This is a genomic window from Aureimonas sp. AU4 (genome assembly GCF_001463765.1).
Lineage (GTDB): Bacteria > Pseudomonadota > Alphaproteobacteria > Rhizobiales > Rhizobiaceae > Aureimonas.
The window spans coordinates 1-13217 of the sequence record NZ_BBWK01000022.1 but is presented as its reverse complement, the minus strand read 5'-3'; the positions used below and the strand labels follow the sequence as shown (position 1 = coordinate 13217).

At 61.8% G+C, this 13217-nt stretch carries 13 protein-coding genes and 2 pseudogenes; 11 read left to right on the top strand and 4 right to left on the bottom strand.

All coding sequences use genetic code 11. The features are described 5' to 3' along the window. Positions 1–23: 23 nt before the first annotated feature. On the bottom strand, positions 24–1106 hold the full coding sequence (locus tag AUL35_RS07875) for a 4-oxalomesaconate tautomerase (RefSeq protein ID WP_062013764.1): 1083 nt from the start codon (positions 1104–1106) through the stop codon (positions 24–26). A 104-nt stretch (positions 1107–1210) separates the two neighbouring features. Between AUL35_RS07875 and AUL35_RS07870 the strand changes: the two genes are divergently transcribed. Then, positions 1211–2107 (top strand): LysR family transcriptional regulator, encoded by an 897-nt coding sequence (locus AUL35_RS07870; RefSeq protein WP_062013762.1) that lies wholly within the window; start codon positions 1211–1213, stop codon positions 2105–2107. A 270-nt stretch (positions 2108–2377) separates the two neighbouring features. Here AUL35_RS07870 and AUL35_RS21545 read toward each other — a convergent pair whose 3' ends face one another. Continuing rightward, a complete protein-coding gene (locus AUL35_RS21545) occupies positions 2378–2914 on the bottom strand; it encodes a PAS domain-containing protein (protein ID WP_082666191.1) in 537 nt (178 codons plus the stop codon). A gap of 158 nt (positions 2915–3072) precedes the next feature. On the opposite strand from AUL35_RS21545, the gene AUL35_RS07865 reads away from it, so the two are divergent. Further along, a complete protein-coding gene (locus AUL35_RS07865) occupies positions 3073–3471 on the top strand; it encodes a helix-turn-helix transcriptional regulator (protein WP_082666190.1) in 399 nt (132 codons plus the stop codon). Positions 3472–4094: 623 nt separating this feature from the next. Continuing rightward, on the top strand, positions 4095–4397 hold the full coding sequence (locus tag AUL35_RS07860; RefSeq protein ID WP_062013758.1) for a DNA/RNA non-specific endonuclease: 303 nt from the start codon (positions 4095–4097) through the stop codon (positions 4395–4397). 354 nt (positions 4398–4751) lie between these two features. On the opposite strand, the gene AUL35_RS07855 is transcribed toward AUL35_RS07860, so the two are convergent. Continuing rightward, positions 4752–5663 carry a LysR family transcriptional regulator gene (locus AUL35_RS07855; RefSeq protein WP_062013756.1) on the bottom strand — a complete coding sequence of 304 codons (912 nt, stop codon included), beginning with the start codon at positions 5661–5663 and terminating at the stop codon, positions 4752–4754. Between the two features lie 96 nt (positions 5664–5759). On the opposite strand from AUL35_RS07855, the gene AUL35_RS07850 reads away from it, so the two are divergent. Beyond that, complete coding sequence (locus tag AUL35_RS07850) at positions 5760–6095, top strand: nuclear transport factor 2 family protein (protein WP_062013754.1); 336 nt, start codon at positions 5760–5762, stop codon at positions 6093–6095. After that, positions 6092–6874 carry an SDR family oxidoreductase gene (locus AUL35_RS07845; protein ID WP_062013752.1) on the top strand — a complete coding sequence of 261 codons (783 nt, stop codon included), beginning with the start codon at positions 6092–6094 and terminating at the stop codon, positions 6872–6874. Before AUL35_RS07850 ends, AUL35_RS07845 begins: the two co-directional genes overlap by 4 nt. Before the next feature lie 212 nt (positions 6875–7086). Here AUL35_RS07845 and AUL35_RS07840 read toward each other — a convergent pair whose 3' ends face one another. Beyond that, on the bottom strand, positions 7087–7986 hold the full coding sequence (locus tag AUL35_RS07840) for a LysR substrate-binding domain-containing protein (protein WP_062013750.1): 900 nt from the start codon (positions 7984–7986) through the stop codon (positions 7087–7089). A gap of 174 nt (positions 7987–8160) precedes the next feature. Here AUL35_RS07840 and AUL35_RS07835 point away from each other — a divergent pair, with 174 nt between their 5' ends. The 6 genes and pseudogenes from AUL35_RS07835 to AUL35_RS22040 all read left to right on the top strand — a co-directional run. Continuing rightward, the gene (locus AUL35_RS07835; protein ID WP_062013748.1) at positions 8161–9765 is read left to right on the top strand and encodes an ABC transporter substrate-binding protein; all 1605 of its coding nucleotides are present in this window, start codon (positions 8161–8163) and stop codon (positions 9763–9765) included. Between the two features lie 64 nt (positions 9766–9829). Further along, positions 9830–10936: an FAD-binding oxidoreductase gene (locus tag AUL35_RS07830; protein WP_062013746.1), complete on the top strand. Its 1107-nt coding sequence runs from the start codon at positions 9830–9832 to the stop codon at positions 10934–10936. Between the two features lie 42 nt (positions 10937–10978). Continuing rightward, entirely contained in the window at positions 10979–11329 is a 351-nt protein-coding gene (locus tag AUL35_RS07825) for a RidA family protein (RefSeq protein ID WP_062013744.1), read from the top strand. A gap of 14 nt (positions 11330–11343) precedes the next feature. Further along, positions 11344–12474 (top strand): alpha-hydroxy acid oxidase, encoded by a 1131-nt coding sequence (locus AUL35_RS07820; RefSeq protein ID WP_062013742.1) that lies wholly within the window; start codon positions 11344–11346, stop codon positions 12472–12474. A 325-nt stretch (positions 12475–12799) separates the two neighbouring features. Continuing rightward, positions 12800–13076: pseudogene (locus AUL35_RS21540) on the top strand (damage-inducible protein); the annotation flags it as partial. A 58-nt stretch (positions 13077–13134) separates the two neighbouring features. Continuing rightward, positions 13135–13217, top strand: a pseudogene (locus tag AUL35_RS22040) (IS5/IS1182 family transposase); the annotation flags it as partial.

Genomic DNA, 13217 nt, shown 5'->3' with positions numbered 1-13217 from the left:
GGCTCTGCGGCCGGGCGACGGGTCTAGGCTGCTCGCGTGAGTTGCGAGGCGGGCTTGGCGAAGGCGAAGCCTTCGAACAGTCGGCGAGCCGTGCGCAGAAGCCCTGCGACCGTCACGCCGTTACGATTTTCGAGTTCGACGTCGAGGCGACCGCCTGGGTGCTCGACGCCGATCCGCGCGGGAAGCGGCAGGGAACCGACAAGGTTCGCAGCGATCGTCCCCTGCGTGATGGCGGCTGTCGCGATGCCGACCGCACCTGTGGTCGCCAGCGAGGGGTGGCACTCATGAGGCATGAAATAGCGTACGTTCAGCGTGCCGCCCTTGGTCGGAGCCGAGATCAGCACCGGCTTCGGAATGACCATATCGGATACATCTCCCATGCCCATCCGCCGTCCCGCCTCGACCCGGATCGCCTCTAGGCGCTGCATGAGGTCGGCATTGGCGGAAAGCTCGTCGGCACGCTCGTAGCCGGTGACACCAAGGTCGCCGGCGCGCACGAGCACCATCGGTATCGCGCAGTCGATGCAGGTCGCCTCTACCCCTTCGATGACATCCAAGGGGTGCCCGGTCGGAAGCAACTTCCCGGTCTTGGCGCCGGCCGCGTCGAGGAAGGTCAGGGCGATCGGCGCGGCTTGGCCGGGAACACCATCGATCGAGGCGTCTCCGAGATAGGTCACCTCGCCACCGTGCGTGGGAACCTTGGCGACGATGATCTTTCCGGTGTTGACGTTGTGGATGCGGACGAGGGTGTGTCCTTCGCTGGCGGTGACGAGGCCCGCTTCGATCGAGAACGGACCCACCGCCGCGAGCATGTTTCCGCAATTGGGCGAATAGTCCACCATCTGCCGATCGTTGCGGACCTGTGCGAACAGGTAGTCGACATCTGCATTCGCGACGCTGCCCGGACCGATGATCGCGACCTTGCTGGTCACGGGATTTCCACCGCCGATTCCGTCGATCTGCAGCGGGTGACCCGATCCCATGATCGACAGGAGCGTGGCATCCCGCTCAGCCGGATCGCTCGGAAGATCGGACGCGATAAAGAACGGACCGCGCGAGGTTCCACCACGCATCAAAACACAAGGGATTCGGGTCAAGTCGTTCATTGCCACACCAATTATTCGGCGAACGGAACAATCCGTTGCTTTATTGCTATGTGGCGGTATGACAGCGATTAGTGAAATGCAAAGAGTGGCAGGATTATTGCAATATGCGCATTAATTGCGAGATACTCGACTTGCGCGCCTTTCAGAACGTCGTCGAGCTTGAAAGCTTTCACCGGGCCGCTGAGGCCCTGAACATGTCGCAGCCCGCTCTGACGCGACGGATCCAAAAGCTTGAAGCCTCTATCGGCGCGCCGCTCCTCGAAAGGACCACGCGCCACGTCGCGCCCACCGCCATGGGGCAAGAGTTGATGCCCTTGGTTCGCCGAATGCTGGAGGAGTTCGACGGCTCCCTCTTTGCGCTGAAGGATACGGGCAGCCAGCACCGCGGCCTGATCACGATGGCATGCCTCCCGACCGCCGCGTTCTACTTCCTGCCCAAGGTGGTGCGCCGCTTCAACGAGGAGTTTCCCCATATTCGCTTTCGCATCCTAGACCTCACCGCCAATGACGGGCTGCGGGCGGTCGCGCGAGGTGAGGTTGAGTTCGGCATCAATCTGATGGGGAACTCGGACCCTGATCTCGATTTCGAACCCTTGATCGACGATCCCTTCGTTCTCGCCATGCGGAAGGACCACGAACTTTCCCGATACGCCGAACTGACATGGTCCCATTTGGAGGGGCACCGGCTGATCGTCGTCGACCGCTCCAGCGGTAATCGAACCCTTCTGGACGCCAGCCTTGCCAAGGAGAAACTGAAGCTCAACTGGTTCTACGAGGTGACGCACCTGAACACCTCGCTGGGCCTTGTTGAAGCCGGCCTCGGCATATCGGTTCTGCCTCGCTTGGCCACCCCTCAAGACGATCATCCCTTCCTCATCACACGGCCCATCATCGATCCCATCGTGACCCGCACGATCGGTATCGTTCAACGGCGCAACGGACGGCTCTCCCCAGCCGCCGAGCGTTTCTTGTCGATGCTGATCCGAACTTGGAAGTTTTAGTGTTGCTATTGCCCTTCCCAAGGTCTGCTTTTGGGACAGCTCAGCATTGGGCACCTATGTCTTTGTTGGGTCGCATAGCGGATGGACCGCTTCCGAGCGTCCGCTTTCTCGGCGTCGATCGGCGTGACCGGGTGGAAAGCTGTCTGCTTCCGGCCAGTCCAAAGCGAAAAGCCGACACGCCTCGCCGATCGTGATGCAAGCCTGAATGGCATCACCATCCGCGTATTGGCCGAGGAGTTGACCACCGGTGTGGCCGTTGGTCCTTTTGGTTCAGTTCCGTCGCAGAAGAGCTGCGATGTGGTAACCGGCCTCAAGAAGGACGGCCGAGATCAATTTGAAAAGGACAGGCGTCGACAGGCTTTCCGCAGCGTTGCGAGCATCGATGAGATGCTCGATCACATCTGCCAAAACCGCATCATCGTCCGCTTTCACGTCTTGTGCAGCACTGACGCGGCTGAGATGTCCGGATATGTGGGTCGGGTTGCCGGATGGATCTCGAAAGCATCGTCCCATGGATCGGACTCGGACTGTGCCGTGCTCTGTACTGGTGATGCGATACTCGGCGACGAAAAAATCATCTCCATGCAGCGCTTGCTCAACGCTGCGGGCCAGGGCGTCGTGATCGTCTGGATGGATCGCAGCCAGGAAGCGTTCGGTCGATACCCCATGGATCCCGGCCTTGATCGGAATGTCTGCGTAGCGGCAGACGTCGCTGCAAGCGATGACGATGCCGGTCGTTACGTTCCAGGTCCAGACACCCAAAAAGTCATAAGTCGGCACCAAAGGTAACGGGCTGCGTCGATCCATGCCATTCCTCAAACCCCCATCGGAGCATCAACTCGGTGATAGCCTTATAACCTAGGGTATCGAAACCATGCGTGTGGGTTGAAATACGGAACTCACGAGTTGTAGCTTGCATTCACGCACCCGACCGTCTTTTTGTCATTCCGAATAGAGTTCAGACCATGCGACCAAGCGACGAGATTGAGCGCAGCATTGGAGATCGGATCAAAGCTGCTCGTCAGTATCGAGGGATGACGTTGATGGCACTCTCCGCGGAGTTGGGCCTTACCTACCAACAGGTTCGAAAGTACGAGACGGGTAAGAATCGCATCAGCGCAAGTATACTATTTAGAGTTGCAGACAGCTTGGGGTTTGAGACAGCATTCTTCTTTTCCGGCTGTTCTGCCGCTATGGAAGGGAGGTCTGCGCCGGTCGATCTCAACCACAGCGATGGTGCTGGCGATGAACTGCAGGCCGCACTCGAACGCGTCCAAGACGACGAGATCAGAGCCTATTTGACGGGGTTGGCGAAGGCTCTCGAGCGGTATCCGGCGGTTTCGTTGCGGACACAGAAGCTTTGATCTCAGTCCCAAGGACGAAATGGCAGCGCGATCCGATTGGAACCAGCCTCTCAACCAAATGAGGCTGAGGCACCCCCACGCCTTCATTCAACGGCGCTAGCCGAATATCAGGAGCACACTTCCACCACCGAGCATTCTTGGAATAATTTTATACGTCCACTCACGAGGCCTTAATTTCCACAGGATACATGATAACTATAGGTTGGGTTTACACAACCCTAAGGTATGGTACTTCTTTTCCAAACAGGGGAGGAAGAATACCAAGTGAATCAGACAAAGCCGGCGCTCGCGAGTTGCTGGAGGCTACCTACGATCGCATGATGGACCTGCAGGACATTCTGAAGGTCATGGTTGAGACCAACGAGATTTGCTGCCGCATGGTGCGCTATGCCGCCGACGAGTTGGTAGCACCAGAACCCCTGGTTTAGTCCGACTGCGATACCTGGATGTGGTTGAGTTGCCACTTGCGTTATCAAACTCCCCTCAACTCCTGCGTAGGGAGTTGGCTTCCGCGGGTGAGAATGTGGAGTGTGAGACGGAGTACGATCGCAACGCTCGTTCGGTTGTGCGCAACTGGAGCTGCGTCTGCTGCATCGTCCATCTACCCGGAACGCTTTCTCGGTATGAGCGAGGTGCCGCACTATGCGCGCCTCGCTCATGCCGCTCCGGCGCGCGAGATCTGCTTCCGCCATTTCGCCGTCCTTCATTCTGGCGCAACCCGCACACCAATGCGGGCCGACGAGCATCTGACCGTCGCAAAAGTTCAGGCGGCCGAGGCCATGAAGCGCACCAACCGCTTCCACGCTGAAAGCCGCCTGCCACGCTTTGAGAGCTCCGAGGAAGCCGAGGAGATGTTGACCCGCATGTGGCCCGGCGAGATCGACAGCCCGACGCGCTTCTGCGTGCGCATCGACGGGGCGGGCTGACGGGCCGGGAGACGTGAACGCGCGGACGAAGAACTGCAAGCATCCGGTCGCACCTCTGTCACGGCTGCGATGATGGCGTCCGCTAGCCGCTTGACTGCTCCGGCAGCGTTGTATGCATCAGCGCAAGCGAGAAACGCTCGCCTCGGCCATGTGGCCACACCGCTCGATGCGAGAGCCGCCGCGCTCTTGCTTGCGATTGCGAACCCGCCCGTACGCCGAGACAAAGATGGGTGGATACCTGCCGGTCCGCTTCGGAGCAAGGCGGCGGAAAGAGCGGACGATCCTCGGCTTCAACCGCACCGTGGCATCTGTGAGCCATGCCGTCCGCCTCAGCCTTTCTGACGCTCAGCAGCATCAGAGCTGCGCGAGCCGTCCTGCGGCAACGTCACGCGCGAGTGCGATGAAGACTTGGAAAGCGGCAGACGAATTTCGCCGGTTATAGTAGTAGAGGCAGAGCGGCGCGAGTGGCGGCGTCCAGTCTTCGAGAATACGAACGAGGCGGCCTGCCGTGATGTCGTCGCGGACGTCGGCTTCCATAAAATATCCGATCCCGACGCCGTTCGTGACCGCGATCCGCGCCAGGGATGCTTCGTCGAGGGTGATCGGTCCCTCGACATCGAGTTGCACTTCCTTGCCGCCCTTCTCGAACCGCCAACGGAACAGGGCGCCATCCGGGAGTCGCACACGGACGCATGGGTAGGAAAGCAGATCCTGTGGCCACTGTGGAATCGGCCTGTTCTCGAAAAAGGCGGGAGAGGCGGCAATCGCCATCCGTCGCATCTGACCCAGCGGTATGGCGATCGCGTCGCTGGGCACAAGATCCGCGCTACGCACGCCCAGATCGAAGCCCGCCGCCACGACGTCGACGAGCCGACCTTCGGTGACGATGTCGACATGAACCTGCGGATAGCGCCGCAGGTAGGTCAGGATCAGCGGCGCCATGATCTCGCGCGCCGCGGTCGCAAAGGCATTGATGCGCAAGGTGCCGGACGGCGTCTCCTGTTGAGAGCGCGCCGTATTCATCGCTTTCTGGATGCCGTCCAGCGCTGGCTTGATCTGTGCGACGAAGATTCGTCCCGCATAGGTCAACGAGACGCTGCGCGTGGTGCGGTTGAACAATCGCACGTCGAGTTCGCGCTCGAGCTTGCCCACCGCGTTGCTGATGCTCGTGGTCGACATGCCGAGTTCAAGCGCCGCGGCCCGAAACGACCCGCATCGCACGATGGCCAGAACCGCTTCGAGCTCACTGAGCGAATGACGAGCCATTGTCCCGTTTTTCGTGACACCGCATGCCGATTTGTCTCGATTATCAGGGTGCAAGTCCATCGCTAGCTTAGCCTCATCACCACCAAGGAGATGAGCGTGTCGCTGAACCTTCCCAAACCGATCGCCGACTACATCGAGGCAAATGCACGTCTCGACCTCGAAGGCATGCTGAAGCATTTCCGACCCGATGCCACCTTCATCGACAACGGCAAGCGCTACGAAGGGCTCGCCGAGATCCGCAAGCTGCTCGAGGAGGAAGCGATTGCGGTCAAGGCGGTCTTCACGCCCGACACCGTTCAGGTGGAAGACAGCGGTGTCGTGCTGGAAGGCCCCGCTCACGGCGAGTTCCCGGGCAGCCCGCTTCGCTTCACCTATCGCTTCACGATGGCGAACGACGCCATCAAGGCTCTCGAGACCACGGTGCGGGCATGAGGGCGGATCCGAGCGAGTTCGCCGGCAAGCGGGTCTTGGTCAGCGGCGGCACCAAGGGTCTGGGCCGCGCCACGGTCGAGCGCTTCCTTGCCGGCGGAGCCCGCGTCGTTACCGCCGCCCGCACGATCAAGGACACGATGGAGGGCGTCGAATACGTCCAAGCGGACTTGACCACCGCCGAGGGCGGAGAAGCGCTGGCCAAGGCAGCCCTCGAGCGGCTGGGCGGCATCGACATCTTGGCCCATGTCATCGGCGGCTCGGCATCGCCAGCAGGTGGCTTCGCTGCGCTGACGGACGACCACTGGCTTGCCGAACTCAACCTCAATCTTCTGGCGAGCGTCCGGCTCGATCGGCTTCTGATTCCGCCGATGCTGGAGCGAGGCGAGGGTACCGTGGTGCACGTCACCTCAATCCAGTCTGTCCTGCCGCTGCCTGAGTCCACGACAGGCTATGCCGCCGCAAAGGCTGCGCTACGGACCTACAGCAAGTCGATCTCGAAGGAACTCGGTCCCAAGGGCGTGCGGGTCAACTCCGTCTCTCCAGGCTGGATCATGACGGAGGCCACTGGGGACTTCCTCGAGATGCTTCGAGCTGCCAACGGCGGCACGATCGAGGATGCGCGTCGGTCCGTGCTCGATGCCCTTGGCGGCATCTCAATCGGGCGCGGCGCCGAGCCGGAAGAGGTGGCCGACCTGATCGCCTACCTTGCCTCCGACCGAGCCGCTGCCATCCATGGCGCCGAGTTCGTCATCGATGGCGGGACGATCAGAACGGTATGAGTATGGCTCCCCGGCGCTCGCACGTGTCGACGCCGGGGCCGGCCTCCTGCCGCCTATCGGTCGAGGTGAGGTAGGTAGGCCAGGACGATTTTACGTCCGCTTCTGCGACACGGTGATGGCACCTCAAAGGATAGCGGTGGGTCGAGGGCGGATGGGTAGCTTTCTGCTTGGCCAACTCAAAAAGCCGCCTGATCGCTTTTGCCCCAAAACGTTCACCGAGACGCTGCGTCGAACGGCGCAAGTGCGGTTTTGAGAAAGTCCGCAACCCGTCGCGCGGCCAGGGAGGATGCGGATCTGTTTGGGGTCAGCATCCACAAGTCCATCGTCGTGTCGGGCTCGAGAGGGCGGCGCACGAGGCGATCCTCACCGTAGTCCAGTCCGACGAACGGTGGCAGGATGGAGACGCCGGCACCCGCCGCAACGAACGCACAGGCCGTCTCCGACATGGGAACCTCGATTCGGCTACGCTTCTGGACCCCGGTCATCTGGAAGGCGCGATCGATCGTCATGAGCGAGCAATCGTCACGGGCCAGAGCGATGAACGTCTCGCCGGCCAGCTCTTCAACATGCACCACCGCATTGTGAGCCAACGGGTGATCGGCAGGCATCACGCAGACCATGCTGAAGCGCATGATCGGTGACGCCTGCACGTTTGGATGATCGAAGGGGATCAGCGAAAGGCCAATGTCGATTTGCTGTGCCGCGACGAGTTCCGCGATCTGCGGAGATGTTCGGCTGAGAATCGTCAATCGCAGTTCGTTCTGAATCTGCATCATTGGGGCGAGAGTGGTCGCTAGGTACCGTGTAGCCAATGCCGCCGGAGCCGCAATCGTGACCTGACCAGCCTCCTGATTGCGGACAGCCTCTATCAGTTGCGCAATACGCTGCGTGCCCGAGAACATTCTCTCGACCTCGGCCGCGATCAAACGTCCTTCCAAGGTCGGGACAAGCCGGCCTCCGCTGCGAGCGAACAACTCGAAGCCGCAGCTGTCGGACAGGTTGCGCAGAAGCTTGCTCACAGCGGGCTGAGACACGCCCAGACGCTCGGCCGCCCTTGTGGCCGATCCCGTCGCAATCGTTGCGTGGAAGGCTTCCAACTGCCGCGTGTTCATAAGCCTCGTCTCGCCTCATAACTTCTTGTCATGTTGGTAGCACAACAAGCGATTTGACAATCATATGTCGGGATTTTCTACTCCCATCGATCCCCCTTCTGCGTGTTCGGTGAACGCGCAGGGACAGCGGAACCAACACCACGGCACCAACGGGCAGGGTTTGAGGAGACAGGTATGATCAAGTTCGCATGGGCTGCCGGACTTCTCGCCGCCTCGCTGACTTCAGCTCAAGCCGGCATCCTATCCGTCTGTATCGAGGCGTCGCCGGAGACGTTCAATCCGGAGCTGACGAGCAGCGGATCGACCTCCTACGTCCTCACCCAGATCTACGACGGTCTGGTGTCGGTGAAGTCGGGATCCTCAGAGATCGAGCCGTCGCTGGCCGAAAGCTGGACGGTTTCCGACGACGGACGGACCTACACCTTCAAGCTGCGGCCGGGCGTCAAATGGCAAACCACATCCAACTTCACGCCAAGCCGTGACTTCAACGCTGACGACGTCGTCTTCACCTTCGACCGCATGATGAAGGCGGACCATCCCTACGCCAAGGTCAACGGCGGCAACTTCATCACGTTCAACACCAAGCTTGCCGATGAACTGGAAGAGGTCGCCAAGGTCGACGATCGGACGGTGACGTTCAGGCTCAAGCGCCCGCTGGCCCCGTTCATCGGCATCATGGCGCACCAGTCGCTAGCCATCACTTCGGCCGAGTATGCCGGGAAGCTCCTGACGGCCGGACAGCCCGAGCGCTTCGACCTGGATCCGGTTGGAACCGGTCCGTTCATGTTGCAAGCCTACCAGCCCGACGTGGCCGTTCGCCTTCTGCCGTTCGCCGGGACGTGGGGCGCAGCGCTCGGGGATGCGGCCCGCACGCCGGCCGTCGATGGCGTCGTCCTCGCCATCAGCCAGGACGCCTCTGTTCGCCTCCAGCGAGCCATGGCGGGCGAGTGTCAGGTCGCCCTTTATCCCAACCTGGTGGATGCGGACGCGATCCGGTCGAGCCAAACGCTGGATCTCGTCGAGACGCCGGTCGCCTCGGTCGGCTTCATCAACTTCAACTTCCGGGACGAGCGCTTCCAAGACAAGCGCGTGCGCGAAGCACTGGCAAGCGCGATCGATCTGCGCAAGCTCGTTGAGATCGTCTACAGTGGCATGGGACATGCAACGGGCGCGATCGTGCCGCCTGCTCTATGGGGGTTTGATCCGGACATCGGACCGCACGCCTACGATCCGGACCGGGCCAAGGCCCTTCTGGCCGAAGCGGGCTTTCCCGACGGCTTTCCGACCGAGCTTTGGGCGGTGCCAGTGGCCCGACCCTACATGCCCAACGGGCGCCGAGCCGCCGAACTGATCCAAGCCGACTGGGCAGCGATCGGCGTGAAGGCAGAGATTCGCAGCTACGAATGGGCGGAGTACATCCAGCGCTCGCGCGCCGGCGAGGCGAAGGTTGGTATGTTCGGCGGGATCTACGACTTTCCCGATCCAAGCCAGATCCTGAACAACTACTTCAGCTGCGACTCTCAAGGAAAGCCGAGCCCTTCCAACATCGGTGCATGGTGCGATGCCGAGTTCATCGACCTGTTGAACCGGGCGGGTGTGATCACCGACCAAGCTGAGCGCGACAAGCTCTACAAGCAAGCGCAAGTGCGCTTCCATGAGGAGGTGCCTGGCGTGATTCTGGGCGGTGCCGATGCGCTGACCGTGGTCGCGAAGACGGTGCGGAACTACCAGCCGGCCATCTTTGGTTCGACCCGTCTGTCCGGCGTGAGCGTGGAATAGGGGACGGGACGTCCATTGCGCTGCGGGCCATAACCCGAAGCTCTACCTGACAGAATGGAATGACATGCGTGTTTTGATCATCGGCGCCGGCATCCTGGGTGCCAGCGCAGCCTACCATCTCGCTCGGTTGGGGGCAGACGTTGAGATCGTCGATGAGGTCCATCAGGGCAAGGCGACAATGGCAGGTGCTGGTATCGTCTGTCCTTGGGCGACCAAGGCCGACGAGCCGGAATGGTACCGAATGTATGCGTTGGGTGCCCGGTACTACGATGAACTCGTTGCCGGGCTGCGGGACCGGGGCGAGACCCAACTTGGCTACGGCAAGGTGGGTGCACTGGTGGTCGCCGAGGATCCCGCCGAACTTGATGCCGCCGAAGAGCGCGTCATGCGACGGATCGCCGATGCACCGGAAGCGGGAGCGGCGCGCCGCGTTACAGCTACCGAGGCGCGTGGTCTCTTTCCGCCGCTGCGCGACGATCTTGACGCCATCCATATTCCCGGTGGCGCCCGCGTCGATTCACGGCTGCTGGCGGCCAGCATGGTCCGGGCGGCGGTCTCGATGGGCGCTCATCTACGTCGCGATCACGTATCGCTCGAGCTTCGTGAAGGGCGGCCCCAATGCCGCGCGAGCGACGGCGCGATCATCGCGGCGGACGAGATCGTCGTTACGGCAGGCGCTTGGGCAGCTCAGATCCTTCGTCCGCTCGGACTTGATCATCCGGTCCAGCCTCAGAAGGGGCAGATCGTGCATCTCGGTCTACCGGGCGTCGACACATCCCGCTGGCCGGTCCTGCTCCCCATGGGCAGCCACTACATGCTGGCGTTCGACGACTCGCGAGTCGTGATCGGTGCGACGCGCGAGGACGGTTCAGGCTTCGACTACCGCGTCACCGCGGCCGGTCAGATGGAGGTGTTGCAGGCCGGCCTTTCCATCGCGCCAGGGCTGGCAAACGCAACGCATATCGAGACACGGATCGGCTTCCGTCCTGCGGCCGGCACGATCCGGCCGATCCTCGGTCGCGTTCCGGGCATGGATGGACTGGTGATCGGCAACGGTTTGGGTGCGTCCGGTCTGACCGTCGGACCCTTTGCCGGTCTGCTGCTGGCGCAAGTCGTGACCGGCGAGGGGCTCGCTGTCCCGCTGGATCGCTACCAACCCACCGCTGCCTAATCGCGGCCCATTCCAATTCCCTTTTGCATGGATACCAACCTCATGATCACCCGTCACCGCAAGCACCGCATCATGCACGGCGTCGTTGAGCACAACGGCGTTCTTTATCTCGGCGGTCACGCCGCCGGCGACCTATCGCTCGACATGAAGGGGCAGACGCTCGAGACCTGCGCCAAGCTCGATGCCGTTTTGGCAGAAGTGGGCTCGGACAAGCGGCATATTCTGTCGGCTCGCATCTACCTGACCGATATGACTGCGAAGGAAGCCATGAACGAGGCTTGGCTGGAATGGATCGGTGAAGACGACCTGCCGTCGCGCGCCACGATCGGCGTGGCCGATCTCGGCGATCCCAAGCGCCTGATCGAGGTTGTCCTGATCGCCGCCAAGATCTGACGGGTGAACGGGCGATGACGGATCAGCCGAGCCGGGTGGATGATCGCTACGCGACGAACGAGCGATATACGACGTTGCGTGGCCTGCGTCGTGACGCTGAGCGGCGTCTGTCACAGATCGATTGGAACTATCTTTGGTGCGGGACGGGTGACGAGGTTACGCTGCGCGAGAATACGGACGCCTTCGACCGTCCGCGCTTCGATACCCCGCTCTTTGCCGGGGTCGCGAACCCTGACACGAGCACTCGCGTTCTGGGATATGATCTGAGCTTCCCCGCCTTCATCGCCCCGTTCGGGGGTGGCGAGCGTCAGTTCCACCCGGATGGGCATCTCGCGATCGGCCGCGCCGCCGAGGCCGCTGGTATCCATCAGATGGTCCCGGTCGCGGCTGGCCACTCTCTTGAAGAGGTGGCAGGGGTGTCGAACGTCGCGTCCATCTTCCAGATGACGTTTGTCGGTAGCGAAGACGGCGTCCTTGCTCTGATCGAGCGGGCCAAGGCTGCGGGCTACCGACATATCTGCGTCACCTACTCGCCGATCCGGCAGTGGCGCGAGAGGATGATGGAGGACCGCTTCAGCATTCGAGGCGAGACGGGGCCTTCGAACTTCGGACCCGGCAAGTCGGATCCAGCCGCGTTGCACGAACTCCTCGACTTCAAGCAGCCTCGCTGGACGTGGGAGCAGGCGGCACGGGTGATCCGGCAGTCTCCACTTCCGTGCATCGTGAAGGGCATTGCGGGTGTTGCGGACGCTGGCAAGGCCATGGAAGCTGGAGCCATCGGCCTCTACGTATCGAACTATGGTGGTCGCACAATCGATCGGGTTCCCGCGACATTGGATATCCTTCCCAAGGTTCGGAAGGCAGTGGGAGGCAACGTCCCCATCATTCTCGATTCCGGTGTCCGCAGGGGAAGCGACATCGCATTGGCGATCGCACTTGGCGCCAACGCCGTCGCTCTCGGACGCCTGATCGCCCTTGGCTTGGCAGCAGATGGGCAAGACGGTGTCCACCGAACGCTCGAGCTCCTCAAGCGCGAGTTTTGGACAACCCTTGGTCACTTGGGTTGTTCACACGTGCGGGAGCTCGGTCTTCATGTGATCGCCGAGGGAGCTAGGACAACCGCCGCTGCTTCCTCGAGCGAGTGATGTACCGCACGCGCTACACAAACTCGCCTTGTTCCGTGACTGTAGACGGCAGCGTTGAGCGATTGTTGCTGAGGAGCTCTCTTTCGGCCTTCGGCCCAAGATCCCGGAAAGGAAGCATCCGGCAGCACGTCCCCAGTTGGAAACTTCCTTTGGCCATTCTGGTCATGGGAGAACGGCAATGGAATATTCGACATTCGATTCGGTTGCTAGTGCACGCAAGGCCTGGAACGCAGGGCGCACGGTTGGTGCCAAGTTCGTACTGAAGCCGCCGCAGGTCTGGGCGATCCGCTTTTGGCTCGGCCACGAAGGTCGGCTCCGCGATCGAGCGTTCCTTGTCGCCGGCATCGCCGCTCGCACGCGCGGGCAGATCCTGTGGTGCGTGACGCGCTAGGACCTCTTTACCCCGGCGCTGGCGCAAGCTGGCCTAACGCCGGGATGCGTCATCCACGCCGAACTGTCCGACGAGGCCACGCTCCTCGCGTGCTTCGAGGAGGGGTTGGCGGCACCGGGGTGTCAGGGCCGTCGTGGCCGAGGTCGCCAAGTTGTCGATGACCGCCTCGCGGCGCCATCAGCTCGCCGCCGAAGGGGCGGGGACACTAGGGTCAGGACCCATTGATATGAGGTAGGCCGTCTGATTCAGGCTCCGTCCGGGGACTGGATATGAGCGATCTGTACTGGCTGACGGACGAGCAGATGGAGCGGTTGCGGCCGTTCCTTCCCAAGAGCCGTGGGAGACCACATGC

Coding starts and splice junctions, on each gene's coding strand:
- AUL35_RS07875 (WP_062013764.1), bottom strand. CDS start 1,106: ATGAACGACTTGACCCGAATCCCTTGTGTTTTGATGCGTGGTGGAACC.
- AUL35_RS07870 (WP_062013762.1), top strand. CDS start 1,211: ATGCGCATTAATTGCGAGATACTCGACTTGCGCGCCTTTCAGAACGTC.
- AUL35_RS21545 (WP_082666191.1), bottom strand. CDS start 2,914: ATGGATCGACGCAGCCCGTTACCTTTGGTGCCGACTTATGACTTTTTG.
- AUL35_RS07865 (WP_082666190.1), top strand. CDS start 3,073: ATGCGACCAAGCGACGAGATTGAGCGCAGCATTGGAGATCGGATCAAA.
- AUL35_RS07860 (WP_062013758.1), top strand. CDS start 4,095: ATGAGCGAGGTGCCGCACTATGCGCGCCTCGCTCATGCCGCTCCGGCG.
- AUL35_RS07855 (WP_062013756.1), bottom strand. CDS start 5,663: ATGGCTCGTCATTCGCTCAGTGAGCTCGAAGCGGTTCTGGCCATCGTG.
- AUL35_RS07845 (WP_062013752.1), top strand. CDS start 6,092: ATGAGGGCGGATCCGAGCGAGTTCGCCGGCAAGCGGGTCTTGGTCAGC.
- AUL35_RS07840 (WP_062013750.1), bottom strand. CDS start 7,986: ATGAACACGCGGCAGTTGGAAGCCTTCCACGCAACGATTGCGACGGGA.
- AUL35_RS07835 (WP_062013748.1), top strand. CDS start 8,161: ATGATCAAGTTCGCATGGGCTGCCGGACTTCTCGCCGCCTCGCTGACT.
- AUL35_RS07830 (WP_062013746.1), top strand. CDS start 9,830: ATGCGTGTTTTGATCATCGGCGCCGGCATCCTGGGTGCCAGCGCAGCC.
- AUL35_RS07825 (WP_062013744.1), top strand. CDS start 10,979: ATGATCACCCGTCACCGCAAGCACCGCATCATGCACGGCGTCGTTGAG.
- AUL35_RS07820 (WP_062013742.1), top strand. CDS start 11,344: ATGACGGATCAGCCGAGCCGGGTGGATGATCGCTACGCGACGAACGAG.